A 15,975-nucleotide genomic window follows, 5' to 3' on the forward strand; every position below is an offset into this window, starting at 1 on the left:
GCTAACTATTGCAAGCGCCCGCTTGCAATAGTGCGCCTCCCCGCCCACACCCACTTTTTTGTGGGTACTTGGCTGTCCGTTCCCGGTGTATCTGCGATTTCCCGCCGGGTCTGCGATGTGAAGTGAACGAGTCCCGGGAGACCTGCGCAGCAAGCTGCTCCAGCCGGGCCACTGCCCGCGACGTTCGGCCGCGACACAGCGGCGCCCTGCCTCCCCAACCGAGTTGTTTTAACCTCCTACACCAGCGAACTCGTCGCCCTACTGTTGGCTGATGCGTGCACACCAAATTGACCGACCGGCCGATCTCGACGTGGTCCGTGAGTCCTATGACCGGGTGGCCGACAACTACGCGGAGATGGTGGCGACGACGGGAATGGGCGACATCCGTCGCCATCCCTGGCTCAAGGCATCGATCGACGCTTTCGCCGACACCGTGGGCGAACTCGGGCCTGTCCTCGACGTCGGCTGTGGGCCCGGAACGGTGACCGCCTACCTCGCCGAACGCGGACTCGACGTGTCCGGAGTCGATCTCTCGCCCGGCATGATCGAGAACGCCCGCCGCCTGTATCCCCACTGCCGCTTTAGCGTCGCCTCCGCCACCGACCTCAGCCTCGAAGAGGCGTCCCTCGGCGGCGTACTCGGATGGTGGTCACTGTTCAACCTCCCGCGCGACGTCCTTCCTCAGGTCCTCACCCTGTTCGCGCGGGCCCTGAAGCCGGGCGGACACTTCATCACCGGAACGCACGTCGGCGACGAGGACGCGGTGCGCACGGAGGCCTACGGAGGTGTGTCCGTCCGCTGGACGACGCACAAATGGCGGCCGGAACAGTTCGTCGGCTTGATCGAGCAGGCTGGACTGCGCCCCGTCGCCGAACTCCGACTCCCGGCAGATGAGTTCAGCGGGCCGGGCTTGGTCGTCATGGCCGAGCGCCCCGCCTGAGGATCAGGCGCCGGATGCAGCACAGGGGCTCGTGCGGGACTCATGACCTGGCGCCCGCAATCACCCAATAGAGCGAATTAGTCCCATTTCATCTGCTCAGTCCCTGCGGGTCTGCAGAGTGGCATACATGGGGCTGGGTGTGCTGGAGGGGACGAGGCCGTCAGAATTACACGGCTTCGAGGTCGGCTGGCGGGACGACGAGGGTGAACATCGGCTGCCATTGACGGACGCGGTCTGGGTGCCGTTCGAAGCGGGGCGGCCGGTTCGCGGCTTCCCGTCGTATCGCGGGCAGCGGCACTTCCCTGGGTTGTACTGGTCGTCGACGACCGGCGGGCACGTAGGGTTCGAGTCCTGGCTGGAGCGGGTCCGTCATCGTGAACACTCCCACGATCCGTGGCGTCGTCACCACCGGCCGCAAGCGCATCGTGCTCAACCGGCACCAGGTCTCCGCCCGGCGCGGCCTGATCGTGTCCGGTTCGGCCGGAACCGGTAAGACAACAGCGATCACCCAGCTGGGTAAGAACGTCGAACAGACCACCCGGCGCCGCAACCCTGCTGCTATCGGCGGACTACCGGTCGTCTTCGTCACCGTTCCCCCGGCGGCTACCCCGAAGATGCTCGCAGGCGAGTTCGCCCGGTTCCTCGGCATCCCGCTGGAGCACCGCATGAGCCAGGTCCAGATCACCAACGCCGTCTGTGTCCTGCTCAGCAAGCTCGGCACCACGCTCGTCCTGGTCGACGAGATCCACAACCTCGACCTGACGACCCGCAACGGAGCCGAGGCGTCCGACCAGTTGAAGTACCTCTCGGAACGGATCGCGGCCACCTTCGTGCTTGCTGGTCTCGACATCGAGACCAGCAGCCTGTTCCAGGGCACCCGCGGGCAGCAGATCGCCGGCCGCTACACGGTCATCCCCTCCCGGCCCTTCGGCCACAAGAACCGCGCGGACAAGGAGCACTGGCAGGCCCTGGTGGCGACCATGGAAGACTCCCTGCGACTACACGCCCATCGTCCCGGCACCTTGGTCGCCATGACCGATTACCTGCACGAACGCACCGGCGGACTGATCGGCAGCCTTTCCCAGCTCGTCCGAGAAGCCGCGGTCGACGCCATCGACACGGGCGCAGAAAAGATCACCAAGCGCATGCTCGACGCGATTGAGCTCGACCACGCCGTCCAGCAGCCTCACCCTGATCACCGCCGCGCCAAGCGCGCCCGCAAACCGAGGGCGGCCTGAGCGATGGAGCCCTGGGAAGCCCCGGTCCGGCTCCTGCCGCTTCCTCTGCCACCAGTCCACGGAGAGGTCTTCGGCTGGTATCTGCACCGCCTCGAAGCCGCCAACCAAGTGACGGCGGGCCAACTGGCGAAAACTCTGACACCGTTCAAAAACGCGCAGGTCGGCCAGCGGACGGACACGCTATGGCGCTGGACTCCGATGGTTCTGCCACGACTGGCCATCATGACGGGTCTTACGCCTGAGACGCTCCGGATGCTGCTACCGGCGATCGCCCGGGTTGAGGCGCGCACCGCAGGTGACGTAGTCCGCTACCGCCGGCGTCTCTACGTCGCCTGCTCACACTGCATGCATCGCCGCGGGATCACCAGGCCCGTTCTCGCCCATCGCCCTGCCGATCTCCAGCTCTGCCGCAGACACGGCATCTGGGTGGACGGCAACCGTCACTACCGCGTCGGCCACCTGCCAGAGCTCGTTACCGCTGAGCACCGACACCGACGGATCGCCCGCCGTTTCCCCGACACCCTGGAGGCAGCGACGAAGGAAGCACAGCACTTGGTCCGCTCCTGGCTCCTGAACAAGAACCAGCCTCATCTGCTCTCACGCTGGAGTGACCGCCTCGCCCAGCTCCCTCCCAAGGAAGCCATCTACGGGAACATCATCAGGCGACGCGTCGACGAGCGGGAGTACATCGCCACCTATCCAGAGTTCGTCACGCTGCTGGGCATGGTGGCCGATCCTGCTTGGCGGGCCCTTCGGGCGCCTCGCCGATGGGCGAACCTCAGCCAGCACCGGCGCACCATCAACGCCGTCTACACAGAGGCCGAGCAGCGGCTGAACGTCCCCACCCTCCGCGGAAAGATCCAGTCCCACGTGAACTGAAAGACTCCAGGTCACAGCCCCACCATCCGGCAGAACAAATGGGACCACCCCTTCTGTCCCCGCAATCAGGCCCACTACCGTTCAGATCCAGTGGGCCGCCCTGCTTCGGAACCGTCCCAGCAGAACTGACAAGACCCAGCTCAGAGACACCTCATCGATTCAGATCTCCTGGGAACGGACATTGGCGGCCGCAGCCACGGCGGCCACCTCCGCGACGGACACGGCGTCGAATCCCTTCTCCACGAAGAGGCCGACGGCGAGGCTCGGGGCGGGACCGGACCACCGGGGCCGGACGGCCAGGGCCGGGCCCCGTACCTCCGGGCCGCGCCCCGGGACGCTAGCGCTGTGCGGGTCCAGAGGGTTTTCCGGGCGGAAGGCCGGTGAGATCTCGTTGCCGGTGGGCCAGCGCGGTCATGATCTCCCGGCGGCCCGGCACGTCCCCCAGGCCGAGCGGCACGGCGGCGGCGCTCAGGACGTCGTGCAGTTTCCCCGCCACCCGCGGAAGAGCCGCCCAGCGGAACCCTGATTCGTGGCGCAGTGACATCGCCGCCCGGACGACGTCCGTGTAGACGGACTGCGCCCGCTTGAAATCGGTGATCAACCGCAGGTCGCGCTTCCACTCACGGGAACTGCCGGGGCGGATGGCCTCCACCACCCCGCACCACTCCCGGATCATGCGGGCTTCCTGATCGGCCGGGTACCGCATCAGGTAGAGATGGGTGGCCAGGTCGTAGAGCGGATCCCCGACCATCGCCAGCTCCCAGTCGATGGTCCACAGCCCCCCTCGCGGGTCGAGGACGAAGTTCTCGCGGTGCAGGTCCGCGTGGAGCAGGCAGAACGGTCGGCCGGTGAGCCCGGACACGCTCTTCTCCAGACGGACGAGCGACTCGTCGCCCACGCCCAGTTCCTCGAAGAGCTCACCGTATTCGGCCCGATTGGCCTCGTAGACCTGTTCCCCGATGAAGACGACGAGGCGTTTCAGGAACCCGTCGGTGTCTCCGTCCTCCGGGGCGTCCCGGGGTGAGCAGCGACGCTCCACGTGCAGTGTCTCCGCCGTGATCGGCACCATCTGGCGGAACAGGGTGATGATCTGCTCGAACACCGCGTCGGGCAGCCGCCGGCCCCACCGCCAACGCTGCGCGCCGAGGGTCCGGCCCTCGATGAACGTCTGCAGCCCCATGCCCGCGACGTCGACGACGTCGGGTACCCGGTCGACGCGCCCCTTGAGCCCCCGGAGCAGTTCCTCCTCCGACTGGAAGCACCTGCGGTCGAACCACAGGCTCGTGGAACGCGGCTCACGCAGTTTGACGGGCCCCGGCCCCCCTGGCGGCGACAGTACGTACGTCTCGTGGTGGTAGCCCTTGAGCGGGCCCTCGACCAGGGTCGAACCGCCACTCATCGCTTCGGCTCGCTGCCTGACGGGCGAGGCCGGTTGGGGCGTCATTCTGTGCGTTCTGCCCATCCGGGTGGTGCCAATGGGGTAAGGGGGATGCACGTTACTCCACGGCACTCGAGCACGCGCGGAGCAACCGGCCCCCGGACGCCCCGGTCCCCGTCCTGGGCGAACCGGCGCACACCCGGACGGCGCCCCCCCCCTGTCCCCCTGTCTGCCGCCCGTGCTTCCTCCTCCTACCTGCCGTTCCTGCCGTTCCTGCCGTTCCTGCCGTTCCTGCCGTTGCGCAGCAGGCGTACCAGCGGTTCGAAGGAGTCGACGACGGTGTCGGCGCCCGCGTCCCTGAGGAGCTTCGCCTTGCGGTCGTCGCGTGCGTAGCCGAGGAAGGGGACCCGGGCGCGCCGGGCCGCCTGGCAGTCGGAGGGGGAGTCGCCGATGAACAGCGAGGCGGACGGAGCGGCCCCCATCGCGCTGAGGGCGCGGACGAGAGTGTGCGGGTCGGGCTTCAGCAGCCGGAGCTCCTGGGTACGGCCGTAGATGTGCGGGGTGAAGCACGGCAGCAGACTCCGGCCGGCCAGGTAGGCGCGTACGACGCGGGGCGAGTTGTTCGTGGCGACGGCCAGCCCCACCCCCAGGGCCGCCCAGGTCCGGATCAGCGGGTCGGCGTACGCGGTCGGCATGGCGGACGCGGTCGCCCGAAGCTCCTCCTGGGTGAGCCGCTCCTCCAGCTCTTCGACCAGGTCGCTGCGGGGGTGCCGGCGGTCGACGGCGCGCAGCACCGCGTGGGGGTCCGGGGACTCCCGCTCCGTCTCCGTCAGCAGTCCGCGCAGTCCGCGCCGCTCCAGCCAGTCGACGAGGTCGGCCGCCACCCGTTCCGCGCTGTGCCCGGCGAACAGGCGGCAGACCGGCCCGTCGAAGTCCCAGAGCACGAACCGGGCGTCGTCGAGCAGCCGCGTCGGCCCCTCCGTGTCCGCCTTCTCCGTGTCCGCCTCCTCCGTGTCCGCCGCCACCGGCCCGGTCCGCGTCGTATCAGAAGTCACTAGGAGAGTGTCATGTCCGACGTGATGGTTTCCCAGAGGGCGTCGAACCACTTCTGCGATTCCTCCACGAACACCGCGTCCCGGTGGCCCGCCCGCTTGAGGAAGGAGAACAGCAGCGACTGGGAGCCGAGGGCGTCGTACATCTCCAGCGTCCGGCTCTCGTACTCCTCCTCGCGCCGGGTGAGCATGTAGTAGCCGAAGAGGACCTCCTCGCCGTTGAGCAGGTAGAGCTTCGTCGGCGGGGTGAAGGGCAGCGCGCGGAAGGCGATGTGCACGTCGACGCGGTGGGTGGACCGTACGGCGTGCAGGTTGTGCTGGAGCACCCGGGCCTGGGCGTTGCGCATCTGGAGCCAGCGCTGGTGGACCGGGTCGTCCTCCTCGTCCTCGACCAGGACGGGGAAGGCGAGTTCGATGTTCCTCGACGGCATCAGGACGCGGAAGTCGATGGACTCCGGACGGATGCGCCCCTCGTGGATCAGGCGGAGCGGCTCGCTGAGGGCCAGCATCAGCGTCTCCGAGGTGTGGCACACGACGTCGACCCGCACCCGCGGTGCCGAGAACGCCTCCGACAGCCGCGGCCCGAGCGCCACCATCGTCGGCTGCGGCTCGTCCCGGGGCGTGGCGGGCTCGGCGATGCGGGGTGGGCTGCCCTTGCTGACGTTGGTGAGCAGGCCGTCCTCCTGGAGGGCCCGCAGGGCCTGGCGGACGGTGCCGCGCTCCACATTGAACTCGTCGGCCAGCTCGGCCTGGGTGGGCAGGCGGTCGCCCGCCTTGAGGTCTCCCCCGCGGATCCGCTCCCGCAGGATGTCGGCGATCTCCTGGGACGAGAGTCTTCTGCCGCCGTTCACGGACACGTTCTCCTGAGTCACGACCAAACGCTACAACTTCGACCTACCTACGGGGAGTTGTTTGAAACTTGTTTATAGGTAGTAGCCAAGTGGGGACAACCTAGGCAGAGTTGGTTGCCAACTTGGTCCAGTTGGCGGAGGTTTCTTCCCAGACTTCCGAAGGGGGTAAGACCATGCCCGGCCTCGCTTTCGTCTCCGCGGTCCTCGTCGTCGTCTTCGAGCAGTTCGTCCAGTGGAAGTACGGCGCCACCGGCCTCGTCGGCCTGCTCCTGCTCACCGTGGGCGTCAAGGCCAAGAGCCCGTCCGTCAGCTCCGCCGGAGCGGTGGTGCTGGCCCTCCTGGTCGCGGGCCCGGCACTGTGACCGGGAGATGATCAGGCGGTGAGCAGCAGCTCCGAGCTGATCGTCTCCCACAGTGCGTCGAACCACAGCCGTGACTGCTTCACGAACACCCCGTCGCGCAGGCCACCGCCCTGCCCGAAGGCGAACAGCGTCGAGCGGATGCCCTCCGCGTCGTACATCTCCGTCGGCTCGTGATCGATCTCCTGTTCGCGGCGGCCGAGGGTGTAGTACGCGAAGAGGGCCTCCGTGCCGTTGAGCACGTACAGCTTCACCGGCGGCGTGAAGGGGAGCGCGCGGAAGGAGACGCGCACGTCGATGCCGTGCGTGGCCCGCAGACTCAACAGGTTGTGCCGGAGCACCCGGCCCTGGGCGTTGCGCATGGCCAGCCACCGCTCGTGCACGGGGTCATCGGCCCGCCGACCGGCTTCACCGCCGGCCCCGCGGCCGGCCACCGCCACCGGGAAGGCCAGGTCGATGTGGCGGCTCGGCAGCAGGACCCGGACGTCGATCTTGGCCGGTTTCCGTCGCCCCTCGTGGACCTGCCGCAGCGATTCGCCGATGGCGAGGGTGAGGGAGACCGAGGTCAGGCACAGGGCGTCGATCTCGACGTGCGGGGCGGCGAAGGCCTCGGCGATCCGGGGAGCGAGGGAGACCGTGGTCGGCATCGGCGGCGCTCCGGGTCCGGTCAGAGCGGTGAGGAGGTCGGGCGCGACGGTCGCGGGGCTCCCCTTGGACACGTTGGTGAGCAGCCGCTCCGACTGCAGGATGCGCAGGGCCTGGCGGACGGCGCCGCGCTCCACCTCGAACTCCTCGGCCAACTGCGCCTGCGTGGGCATGCGCTGACCCGGCTGCAGCCGGCCGGTCCGGATGCGGGCGCGCAGCTCGTCGGCCACCTCACGATGTGTTCTCCGTGGCCGCTGCGGCCTCTTCCGCCCGTTGACGGGGGCATGTTCCTGCTCCACGACCAAACACTACAACTTCTCGCCATCTTTGGGCAGTTCACGCGAAGGTGGTTATGAGCCGCTTCCAAGCGGAGATAAGTACAGTGAAGTTGGCTGCCAACTTGAGCGACGTGGTCGTACCTCTTGTGGGTTGGCCACCGCGGTGACAGGAGGACCACCATGCCGCTCATCGCCCTCGTCGCGCTGTCCATCGGCATCAAGGCGAAGAACACCATGATCGGCGGTGTGGGCGCGGTGATCCTCGTCACGCTGCTCACCCAGTCCGGCTGAACCGACGTACTGCTGTCCGGGCCCCCTTCCGGAGGGGAGCCGGGAGCCCGGACGGTCAGTCAGCACCACGCACGGCAAGCACCAACCACAACTGAAGAGCACGCGCTACGGATGCGCACACCCACCCGTCACCGGCAGAAGGGAGTCACCTCAGAACATGTCCGGGCACCAAGGCCGCCTGGACGTACGCAGCAGGGCGTCGGCCACACGGGCGGCGCCCGCTCGTACTTCCCCGACCCGGCCGAGCGCGGCCAGCCGTACGGCCGACTCGTCGCCCAGCCACAGCGTCGCCAGCTCGGCCACGTCGAGCACGAGGTGGGCGCTCTCGGTGGTGGGGGTGCAGGACGCCCCGTCCGCTCCCGCCTCCAGCCGCCACCGACCGCCGGTGAGCCCTCCCCGGTCCACGACCTCCAGCACCAGCGAACCCCGCCCCTCGTACGTCCGCGCCTCCAGCGCCCGTACGACGTCCAGGATCCGGACCCACAGCCAGTCCGCCTGCGTGGTGATCCGCGCCGCGCGCGGGTCCGGCAGGAGGTGCGGGAGCAGATCGTCGGGGGCCCGCCAGCCGCTCTTCACCGTCGTGATCCAGTCGATCGAGCACAGGTAGTGCCACAGGGCGCGCTCGGCTGCCGGGGTCACGGCCAGCAGCCAGTCGACGGTCGCCGTGTTCAGCGGCTGCTTGGCGTCGCCCCAGTGGTCGTCGGCCCGGTACGAGGCCATGCCCTCGACCTCGCCGTCCGCCGTGCGGTACACGGCGTAGAAGGGCTCGCTCCACGGGGTGTCGTACACGCTCAGGGCCCCGGTACGGGTCTGCCACCACAGCTCGGCCCGGCTGACCGCGCCCGGCTGGGCCCGGCGCAGCCGCTCGTGCAGCTCGGGGCCGAGCTTGCGGACGTCCTCGCCGTCCACGAGGTCGATCCGGCCGCCGTCCTCCGGGGCCGCCCAGCGTCGGTCGAGACCGGCGCGCGGCACGTCGACCGTCCACTCCGTCATGGTGGTGGCGGGGCCGAAGCCGTACCGGCCGTAGATCGGGTACTCGGCCGCGATCAGTGTCGCGACGACGTCCCCGCGGTCCTTCGCCGCCGCGAGGTCCTGCGCCGTCATGCGGGTGAGCAGGCCGCGGCGGCGGTGGGTCGCGGTGACGGTGACGTTGGAGACCGCGTCGGCGGGCACCGGGGCACCGCCCACGGCCGTGATCTCCTGTGCGAAGGACCGGTAGGTCGCCACGCACCGCTCACCGTCGAAGGCGCCGAGCAACCGGCCGGGGACGAAGAGGTTGCGGCGGGCCTCCAACTGTTCCGCGCCGACCGCGGGTGGCATCAGGAACCCGGTGTTCAGGGCGCGGTGCCAGTCGGCGAACTCGGCCTCGTCGATGGGACGTACGTCGATGTCGGTGCGGCGGGTCATGAGCTCACGGTAGGTCGGCGGCCGGGCCGGCGTCGCGCGGATTTGCCGGCGCCTGCGTCACGGGCGGACTGCCGTCCCTGCGGCACGGGAGCTGCCCGACCCCGCGCCGCGGGGGCTGCCTGCCCCGGCGTCACGGGCGGACTGCCGTCCCTGCCCCGTGGAGACCTGCCCGCCACCCGCGCCGTGAAGACCTGCCTGCCCCCACGCCGTGGAGACCTCTGCCGGCCCCGACGCTACGGGAGACCAGAGGCGGCCGTGGGAGCTGCCTGGGAGCTGCCCGCGCCTCAGAAGGCCGCCCGGATCTCCCCCACCTCGCGCCCGCCGCCCAGCAGGGGGGTACGGCCGATGCGGCCGACCACGGGTCCCTCCACGCCCAGCAGCGTCAGCGCTCGGGCCAGCACAGGGTTCAGGGCCCGCGTCGCGCCGTCCTCGATCTTGAAGGCCAGGGCGCGGCCGTCCGGCAGCGCGACGGCCTGGACGGCCTCGGCGCCCATCTTGGAGAGGGTGCCGGGCACCTCGCGCATCAGCCAGGTGTCCGCGCGGCGGGTGCCGGCGACGTACTCGGGGTGGGCGCGCATCGCGTCGGCGACGCGGCGCTCCGCGCTGCCGGCCTCGGCGTGGACGAAGGAGCGGAAGGCGCGGGCCAGCCCGACGAGGCTGATCGCCATCAGCGGCGCCCCGCACCCGTCCGTACCGACGGCGGCGACCGGCTCGCCCGCCACGTCCTCCACGACCCTGTGGATGATCCGCTGCAACGGGTGGTCGGCGTCGAGGTAGCTTTCCACGGGCCAGCCCCGCTGGGCGCAGACGGCCAGCATCGCGGTGTGCTTGCCGGAGCAGTTCATGGTGATCCGGTCGGGCGCCGCGCCCGACGCCAGGTACGTCTCCCGCTCTTCCGGGTCCAGCGGCAGGTCGGCCGGGCACTGGAGCAGGGCCGGGTCCAGGCCGTACTCGTCCAGCATCTTGCGGACCAGGTCCCGGTGGAAGGGCTCCCCCGAGTGGCTCGCGGCGGCCAGCGCCAGCCGCTGCCCCGCGAGGTCCAGGCCGGCCCGCAGAACGCCCGCCGCCTGCATCGGCTTGTTGGAGGAGCGCGGGAAGACCGGCGCCGTCACCTCACCCAGCGCCAGCTCCACGGCCCCGTCGGCGCCCAGCACGACCAGACTGCCCCGGTGCCGCCCCTCGACGAAGCCGGACCGGACGACCTCGGCGAGGACGGGCGGTATGACGGACGAGAGGTCCGACGTGGAAGCGGGCCGCGACGACCGCGACCCGGACGGCTGGGGCTGGGACGACTGGGGCTGGGGCGAACGAGGCTGCGGCGGTTGCGGCGCGGGCATCGGCGGTGGCCTTCCGGACGGGTGACCCGCCGCGGCGACTGCCCGGGATCGCCGGGCCCCGGAGGGCGGCCCGGAGGCCGCCCCACGCGTCACACGAGCAGGTCGTCGACTTGTGCTTCCCCCTCACGGTACCGGCGCGCGATCTCCGCGCTGCAGTCGTCGGCCGTGCGCTGGAGCCGCTGCCGCCGCCGGGAAACCTGTTGCTCGTAGCGGACGAGCCGCCCCGTCCCGGCGGTCAGCTCGGCGTCGGTGCGGGCCGTCAGGTCGGACAGCTCCACCTCGCCGAGTGTCTCCGCCGCCAGCCTCCGGCACTCCTCGCTCCGCGGAGTGCCGAGCGTCACATGGCGGGCGGAGGAGCGCTGCCGGGCCGGGCCGTCGGTCAGGATTTCCGACAGCCGCTCGACCACGGGCCCCGTCGCCGCGGTGGTCACCACGGACGTCGGCCGACGCCGCGCCAGCTCCGCACGCAGGATGTCGATACGGCCCTGCAGCAACCGCCGCACGTAACTCAGGTCGGCCTCCTCGCGCTGCGCGTCCCGGCGCAGGGTGCGCAGCTCGGGCAGGCTCAGCCCGGTCAGTCCGTGCCCCGGCGGATCCGCGGGCAGCTCCGGGCTGTCCGTCCGCTGCACGGGTGGCCGGGGCGCCTCCAGGCCCCCCGGATATGTCAACGCGACAGTGCCAAGCGGCTGCCCCGTACTCGGTGTGCTCATATGCCTCAACCGTCCCCTCGACCGGCTTCTGGGAGCATCGTGCCACCCCAGGTGGCCGCTATGTGACCGAGTGCCCATGATCGGCCCCGATCAGCCCCAGATGGGGGGTTCGCGGCTGTTCGCCGGGGAGCGCGTGCGCGAGGAGGATCAACTCGATCGTGTGATCGTCGTCTTGCGGACTTGCGATGGTCCGGGCCGGTCGGTGCGTATGGCCGGCTGCGCGGGCCGACCCCCCGCCGGCGTCCACAGGAACGGTCAGGGAGCGGGAGGACACCCCGTACGGGCCCGCGTGCCGGCACCCGGGAGCGCACGGCATCATGGCGGGATGCGTGCGGTGGTACAGAGGGTGGACGGCGCGAGCGTCGTCGTGAACGGCGAGACCGTGGGAGCGATCGACGGCGAGGGCCTGTGCGTCCTGGTCGGCGTCACCCACGACGACACCGGGGAGAAGGCGGCGCAGCTGGCCCGCAAGCTCTGGTCGGTGCGGCTGCTGCACGACGAGAAGTCGTGCAGCGACACCGGCGCACCGCTCCTGGTGATCAGCCAGTTCACTCTCTACGGCGATGCCCGCAAGGGCCGTCGCCCCACCTGGAACGCCGCCGCGCCCGGCGACGTCGCCGAGCCGCTCGTCGACGAGGTCGTCGCACAGCTGCGCGCGCTGGGCGCGACCGTGGCGACGGGCCGCTTCGGCGCGCGGATGCGGGTGTCGCTGACGAACGACGGTCCGTTTACGGTGATCGTCGAGGTGTGACGCCCAGGTCCCGAGCCCCGGACTGCCGGGCCCTGACCCCCGAGGCTCAGGCCCCCGGGGGCTCAGGTCTCTCAGAACTCCGGACTCTCCGGGCTCTCCGGGCTCTCAGGGCTCTCAGGGCTCCACGACCGTCTCCTGGGCCGCCGCCGTGTCCTCGGCCATCAGCCGGGCGTCCACCGGCACGTTCCGCTTCACCAGGGCGAGGGCGACCGGGCCCAGTTCGTGGTGGCGTACGGACGTGGTGACGAAGCCGATCTTCCGGCCGTCGGGGCCGTCGTCCGCGAGGCGCACCTCGGCCCCGTTCGGCGGCAGATGGACCTCGCTGCCGTCCAGGTGCAGGAAGACCAGGCGGCGCGGCGGCTTGCCGAGGTTGTGCACCCGGGCGACGGTCTCCTGCCCCCGGTAGCAGCCCTTCTGGAGGTGGACCGCCGTGCCGATCCAGCCCAGCTCGTGCGGGATGGTCCGGTGGTCGGTCTCGAAGCCGAGGCGGGGCCGGTGGTGCTCGACGCGCAGCGCCTCGTGCGCGAGGATCCCGGCGGGCGGACCGGCGCGGTCGGCGAAGGCCTCCAGCTCGTCGCGCGGCAGGAAGAGATCACGGCCGTACGGCGTCTCCCGGACGGCGACGCCCTCGGGGACCTCGGTGATCGAGCCGGCCGGCACGTGCACGACCGCGGTGTCGGCGGTGCGGTCGGCGACCTCGACCCGGTAGAAGAACTTCATCGACTCCAGGTAGGCGATCAGCGCCTCCTGGCTGCCGGGCTCCACGTGGGCCCAGACGGTCGTGCCGTCGTCGACGAGGTACAGGGCGTGTTCGATGTGGCCGTTCGCGGAGAGGATCAGCGCCTCGGTGGCCTGGCCGGTCGGCAGGTCGCTGACGTGCTGGGTGAGCAGCAGGTGCAGCCAGCTCAGCCGGTCGTCACCCGTGACGGCGACGACACCGCGGTGGGAGAGGTCGACGAAACCGGTGCCTTCGGCGAGGGCACGCTGCTCGCGGAACAGGTCGCCGTAGTGCGCGGCGACGCCTTCGTCCACGCCCTCGGCGGGGACGGCGCCGGGCAGGGACAGCAGAGGGCTCTTCATACCCCTAGCCTACGACTCGGTAGTTGAGCCCTTCGGGGAGCAGTCCCTGCACCGGCCGAAGATCGCGAAGTGCTTCAGGTCGGTGTCGAAACCGAACTGTTCCCGCAGCTTGGCGGTGAACTCGGCGGCCACCGACAGATCGGCCTCGATCACGTTGGTGCAGTCCCGGCAGACCAGGTGGATGTGGTGGTGCCGGTCGGCCAGGTGGTAGGTGGGCGCACCGTGCCCGAGGTGGGCGTGGCTGACCAGCCCGAGCTCCTCCAGGAGCTCCAGCGTGCGGTAGACGGTGGAGATGTTGACCCCCGACGCCGTCTTCCTCACTTCGCCGAGGATGTCGTCGGGGGTCGCGTGCTCGAGGGTGTCCACGGCTTCGAGCACCAGCTGCCGCTGCGGGGTCAGCCGGTAGCCACGCTGTCTGAGGTCGCTCTTCCAGTCGGTGCTCACCACAACCCCGAGTCTAGGACCTTCCGGACCGGGGCCTACTTGAAGAAGGCGATCCCGTCGTCGGGCATGTCATCGGGCAGGGCCTTGGCCCAGCGCTCGACGTCCTCCGGGGTGACGACCTTCTTCAGGTGCGCCGACATGTAGGGGCGCAGCTCGACCTCGGGGGTCTGCTTCTCGCCGACCCACATCAGGTCGCTCTTGACGTAGCCGTACAGCCGCTTGCCGCCGGTGTAGGGGCGCGAGGCGGCCGTGCGGGCCACCGCGTCCGTCACCAGGTCGATCTGCGGCTTCTGGTCGGCCAGCTCGCCGTACCAGATCTCGATGACGCCGTCGTCGCGGGTCATCGTGACCTCGACCCTGCGGTTCGCGTCGATGCGCCAGAAGCCGTGCTCGGACTCCAGGGGGCTGACCTTGTTCCCGTCCTGGTCGAGGACCCAGGTGTGGGACCGGTACTCCAGGAAGTCCCGGCCGTCGTGGGTGAAGGAGACCTCCTGGCCGAAGTTGCACTTCTCGGCGCCGGGGAAGTCGTGCACGCCCGCGCCCGCCCAGTCGCCCAGGAGGAAGGCGAGGGGGACGAGGCTCTTGTGGAGGTCGGACGGGATCTCGATCATGAGCGGAACGTACTTCCTGGCGTGGGCGTGGGTGGGGTCAGCGCTGGCCCTGGTACAGCTTCTTCACGGTCAGACCGGCGAAGGCGAGGACGCCGACGCAGACCAGGACCAGCAGTGCTTCGAAGAAGATCTCCACGGGGTGCTCCTCGGTGATGCGGAGTGCGTTGCGTGCGCTACGTGCACAGGGCCGACCCCAGCTTACGCGGCCGGGGCCCGGCGCTCCGTACGAGGTGCGCTGTCCGGGCTCGCCCGGCCGGCCGCGGGCTACGCTTCCGGCATGGCGAAGAAGCTCGTGATCAAGGTGACGGCGGGCGCGGACGCGCCCGAGCGGTGTTCGCAGGCGTTCACGGTGGCGGCGGTGGCCGTGGCCAGTGGTGTCGACGTCTCCCTGTGGCTGACCGGGGAGTCCGCCTGGTTCGCGGTGCCGGGCCGCGCGGCCGAGTTCGAGCTGCCGCACGCCGCGCCGCTGCCCGACCTGCTGGACTCGCTCCTCGCGGGCGGCCGGGTGACCCTGTGCACCCAGTGCGCGGCGCGCCGCGACCTCACCGAGAAGGACCTCATCGAAGGGGTGCGGATCGCGGGCGCGCAGGTCTTCGTGCAGGAGGCCCTCGCCGACGACACACAGGCGCTCGTCTACTGAGTCCCTGCCCTACCGAGAGGCCCGCGTCCACAGGCAGAAGGGGTGCCCGGACGGGTCCAGCAGGACGCGTACGTCGTTCTGGGGCTGGTACTCGGCGAGCCGGGCACCCTCGGCCACGGCCCGCTCGGCCTCCGCCGCCAGGTCGTCGACCTCGATGTCCAGGTGCAGCATCATCTGCTGGTCGCCCGGGTTCCGGTCCGGCCAGACGGGCGGCACGTACGCGGGCTCCGTCTCGAAGGCCAGGGAGGTGCCGGCGCTGCCGGGCGGCGGGCCGATGAGCACCCAGTGCGGTTCCTCGGCGCGCACCACGTAGCCCAGCAACCGCAGGTAGAAACCGGCGAGTTCGCGGGCGTCGTGCGCGTCCAGTACGACGGTGGACAGCTTCGTCGGGGACATACCCCCCATCGTTGCCGACCCGCGGCCCTAGCGAGGGCGCTCCTTTCCGTCCAGCTCGTCCCACCACTCGTCGGACTGGTCGTCGCCCGACGGGTCGTCCCACCAGCGGTCGTCCGGGCCCCGGCGGTTGGCGACCACCGCGGCCAGGGGCGGGATGACCATGGCCACCACGCACATGCCCACGGCCGCCGGGACCGACCAGATGCGCACGACTCCCCAGGCCAGGACGAAGAGCGCGACACAGGTCCCCATCATGACCAAGTAGGCGTGCCGCCGCCGTGTGTACATATGCCCAGAGTAGGCCGCGATCGCACCGTTCGGGTGGGCCCGTCACCCGGTGCGCCGAGGCCTGCCGGTGATCTCTTTGGCATAACGAAGTGAATGACATCGCGGCTGCAACTCGCAAAGGCGTGACCGCAAAGATGTGGCACCAATGATCATCTTCCCGGCAAAACGCTCGCCTGAAATGTCGGCGACCCGCCCAAATTGGGCGCAATCCCGAATACCACGGCCCCTGCGCCGAAATCTGGCGTGAACCCGTGATGACCTAAAAGAGCTGTTACCGTGCCAAAGGTTTGCGGGCTCAAAGAGCCTGCCTTTTGTGAACGTCCCGGTACGACGACGAGCGGCCGGGCCGGAGCCTTTTCCCGCCGCCATGCGCGGGACGCGTCCGCTGACCTGCCGGTCG

Annotated in this window: 19 protein-coding genes; 7 read left to right on the forward strand and 12 right to left on the reverse strand. The window is 70.2% G+C overall.

The genetic code is table 11. From position 1 onward, the window contains the following. Positions 1 to 271 precede the first annotated feature (271 nt). From ABEA26_RS30090 to ABEA26_RS30105, 3 genes are all read left to right on the forward strand, one after another. Entirely contained in the window at positions 272 to 940 is a 669-nt protein-coding gene (locus ABEA26_RS30090; RefSeq protein ID WP_328880793.1) for a class I SAM-dependent methyltransferase, read from the forward strand. A 374-nt stretch (positions 941 to 1,314) separates the two neighbouring features. After that, positions 1,315 to 2,178, forward strand: a complete 864-nt coding sequence (locus tag ABEA26_RS30100; RefSeq protein ID WP_345596522.1) for an AAA family ATPase — start codon at positions 1,315 to 1,317, stop codon at positions 2,176 to 2,178. 3 nt (positions 2,179 to 2,181) lie between these two features. Beyond that, the gene (locus ABEA26_RS30105; protein WP_345596523.1) at positions 2,182 to 3,057 is read left to right on the forward strand and encodes a TniQ family protein; all 876 of its coding nucleotides are present in this window, start codon (positions 2,182 to 2,184) and stop codon (positions 3,055 to 3,057) included. Positions 3,058 to 3,394: 337 nt separating this feature from the next. On the opposite strand, the gene ABEA26_RS30110 is transcribed toward ABEA26_RS30105, so the two are convergent. The 3 genes from ABEA26_RS30110 to ABEA26_RS30120 form a co-directional block, all read right to left on the reverse strand. Then, entirely contained in the window at positions 3,395 to 4,456 is a 1,062-nt protein-coding gene (locus ABEA26_RS30110; RefSeq protein WP_345596524.1) for a phosphotransferase family protein, read from the reverse strand. A gap of 230 nt (positions 4,457 to 4,686) precedes the next feature. Next, entirely contained in the window at positions 4,687 to 5,490 is an 804-nt protein-coding gene (locus ABEA26_RS30115; RefSeq protein WP_345596525.1) for an HAD family hydrolase, read from the reverse strand. Further along, a complete protein-coding gene (locus tag ABEA26_RS30120; protein ID WP_345596526.1) occupies positions 5,490 to 6,365 on the reverse strand; it encodes a winged helix-turn-helix domain-containing protein in 876 nt (291 codons plus the stop codon). Before ABEA26_RS30120 ends, ABEA26_RS30115 begins: the two co-directional genes overlap by 1 nt. Positions 6,366 to 6,511: 146 nt before the next feature. Between ABEA26_RS30120 and ABEA26_RS30125 the strand changes: the two genes are divergently transcribed. Beyond that, a complete protein-coding gene (locus ABEA26_RS30125) occupies positions 6,512 to 6,700 on the forward strand; it encodes a hypothetical protein (RefSeq protein WP_345596527.1) in 189 nt (62 codons plus the stop codon). 11 nt (positions 6,701 to 6,711) lie between these two features. On the opposite strand, the gene ABEA26_RS30130 is transcribed toward ABEA26_RS30125, so the two are convergent. The 3 genes from ABEA26_RS30130 to ABEA26_RS30140 form a co-directional block, all read right to left on the reverse strand. Beyond that, entirely contained in the window at positions 6,712 to 7,647 is a 936-nt protein-coding gene (locus ABEA26_RS30130; RefSeq protein ID WP_345596528.1) for a FadR/GntR family transcriptional regulator, read from the reverse strand. A 414-nt stretch (positions 7,648 to 8,061) separates the two neighbouring features. Then, complete coding sequence (locus ABEA26_RS30135) at positions 8,062 to 9,318, reverse strand: GNAT family N-acetyltransferase (protein WP_345596529.1); 1,257 nt, start codon at positions 9,316 to 9,318, stop codon at positions 8,062 to 8,064. A gap of 284 nt (positions 9,319 to 9,602) precedes the next feature. Further along, on the reverse strand, positions 9,603 to 10,541 hold the full coding sequence (locus ABEA26_RS30140) for an asparaginase (protein WP_345596538.1): 939 nt from the start codon (positions 10,539 to 10,541) through the stop codon (positions 9,603 to 9,605). Between ABEA26_RS30140 and ABEA26_RS30145 the strand changes: the two genes are divergently transcribed. Then, positions 10,540 to 10,680 (forward strand): hypothetical protein, encoded by a 141-nt coding sequence (locus ABEA26_RS30145; protein WP_345596539.1) that lies wholly within the window; start codon positions 10,540 to 10,542, stop codon positions 10,678 to 10,680. The two genes, ABEA26_RS30140 and ABEA26_RS30145, sit on opposite strands and share 2 nt — an antisense overlap. 64 nt (positions 10,681 to 10,744) lie before the next feature. Here the strand turns inward: ABEA26_RS30145 and ABEA26_RS30150 are convergent, their stop codons facing one another. Then, on the reverse strand, positions 10,745 to 11,365 hold the full coding sequence (locus ABEA26_RS30150; protein ID WP_345596530.1) for an RsiG family protein: 621 nt from the start codon (positions 11,363 to 11,365) through the stop codon (positions 10,745 to 10,747). A gap of 325 nt (positions 11,366 to 11,690) precedes the next feature. Here ABEA26_RS30150 and dtd point away from each other — a divergent pair, with 325 nt between their 5' ends. Further along, positions 11,691 to 12,116, forward strand: a complete 426-nt coding sequence (gene dtd, locus ABEA26_RS30155; RefSeq protein ID WP_345596531.1) for a D-aminoacyl-tRNA deacylase — start codon at positions 11,691 to 11,693, stop codon at positions 12,114 to 12,116. Positions 12,117 to 12,230: 114 nt separating this feature from the next. On the opposite strand, the gene ygfZ is transcribed toward dtd, so the two are convergent. The 3 genes from ygfZ to ABEA26_RS30170 are packed head-to-tail and all read right to left on the reverse strand — an operon-like array spanning position 12,231 to position 14,251. Then, positions 12,231 to 13,196, reverse strand: a complete 966-nt coding sequence (ygfZ, locus tag ABEA26_RS30160; protein WP_345596532.1) for a CAF17-like 4Fe-4S cluster assembly/insertion protein YgfZ — start codon at positions 13,194 to 13,196, stop codon at positions 12,231 to 12,233. Between the two features lie 9 nt (positions 13,197 to 13,205). After that, positions 13,206 to 13,643 (reverse strand): Fur family transcriptional regulator, encoded by a 438-nt coding sequence (locus ABEA26_RS30165; protein ID WP_345596533.1) that lies wholly within the window; start codon positions 13,641 to 13,643, stop codon positions 13,206 to 13,208. Positions 13,644 to 13,675: 32 nt separating this feature from the next. Continuing rightward, the gene (locus ABEA26_RS30170; RefSeq protein WP_345596534.1) at positions 13,676 to 14,251 is read right to left on the reverse strand and encodes a heme-binding beta-barrel domain-containing protein; all 576 of its coding nucleotides are present in this window, start codon (positions 14,249 to 14,251) and stop codon (positions 13,676 to 13,678) included. Between the two features lie 277 nt (positions 14,252 to 14,528). On the opposite strand from ABEA26_RS30170, the gene ABEA26_RS30175 reads away from it, so the two are divergent. Further along, the gene (locus tag ABEA26_RS30175) at positions 14,529 to 14,891 is read left to right on the forward strand and encodes a DsrE family protein (RefSeq protein ID WP_345596535.1); all 363 of its coding nucleotides are present in this window, start codon (positions 14,529 to 14,531) and stop codon (positions 14,889 to 14,891) included. A gap of 9 nt (positions 14,892 to 14,900) precedes the next feature. On the opposite strand, the gene ABEA26_RS30180 is transcribed toward ABEA26_RS30175, so the two are convergent. Continuing rightward, positions 14,901 to 15,287, reverse strand: a complete 387-nt coding sequence (locus ABEA26_RS30180; RefSeq protein ID WP_345596536.1) for a VOC family protein — start codon at positions 15,285 to 15,287, stop codon at positions 14,901 to 14,903. A gap of 27 nt (positions 15,288 to 15,314) precedes the next feature. Beyond that, complete coding sequence (locus tag ABEA26_RS30185; protein ID WP_345596537.1) at positions 15,315 to 15,575, reverse strand: DUF3099 domain-containing protein; 261 nt, start codon at positions 15,573 to 15,575, stop codon at positions 15,315 to 15,317. Positions 15,576 to 15,975 lie beyond the last annotated feature (400 nt).

The organism is Streptomyces marokkonensis, from assembly GCF_039539045.1.
GTDB classification, from domain to species: Bacteria; Actinomycetota; Actinomycetes; order Streptomycetales; family Streptomycetaceae; genus Streptomyces; species Streptomyces marokkonensis.

Bases quoted from the DNA above. Each gene is read 5' to 3' on its own strand.
- dtd (WP_345596531.1), top strand. From the start codon at position 11,691: ATGCGTGCGGTGGTACAGAGGGTGGACGGCGCGAGCGTCGTCGTGAAC.
- ABEA26_RS30135 (WP_345596529.1), bottom strand. From the start codon at position 9,318: ATGACCCGCCGCACCGACATCGACGTACGTCCCATCGACGAGGCCGAG.
- ABEA26_RS30150 (WP_345596530.1), bottom strand. From the start codon at position 11,365: ATGAGCACACCGAGTACGGGGCAGCCGCTTGGCACTGTCGCGTTGACA.
- ABEA26_RS30185 (WP_345596537.1), bottom strand. From the start codon at position 15,575: ATGTACACACGGCGGCGGCACGCCTACTTGGTCATGATGGGGACCTGT.
- ABEA26_RS30145 (WP_345596539.1), top strand. From the start codon at position 10,540: ATGACGGACGAGAGGTCCGACGTGGAAGCGGGCCGCGACGACCGCGAC.
- ABEA26_RS30170 (WP_345596534.1), bottom strand. From the start codon at position 14,251: ATGATCGAGATCCCGTCCGACCTCCACAAGAGCCTCGTCCCCCTCGCC.
- ABEA26_RS30125 (WP_345596527.1), top strand. From the start codon at position 6,512: ATGCCCGGCCTCGCTTTCGTCTCCGCGGTCCTCGTCGTCGTCTTCGAG.
- ABEA26_RS30110 (WP_345596524.1), bottom strand. From the start codon at position 4,456: ATGAGTGGCGGTTCGACCCTGGTCGAGGGCCCGCTCAAGGGCTACCAC.
- ABEA26_RS30105 (WP_345596523.1), top strand. From the start codon at position 2,182: ATGGAGCCCTGGGAAGCCCCGGTCCGGCTCCTGCCGCTTCCTCTGCCA.
- ABEA26_RS30180 (WP_345596536.1), bottom strand. From the start codon at position 15,287: ATGTCCCCGACGAAGCTGTCCACCGTCGTACTGGACGCGCACGACGCC.
- ABEA26_RS30175 (WP_345596535.1), top strand. From the start codon at position 14,529: ATGGCGAAGAAGCTCGTGATCAAGGTGACGGCGGGCGCGGACGCGCCC.
- ygfZ (WP_345596532.1), bottom strand. From the start codon at position 13,196: ATGAAGAGCCCTCTGCTGTCCCTGCCCGGCGCCGTCCCCGCCGAGGGC.
- ABEA26_RS30090 (WP_328880793.1), top strand. From the start codon at position 272: ATGCGTGCACACCAAATTGACCGACCGGCCGATCTCGACGTGGTCCGT.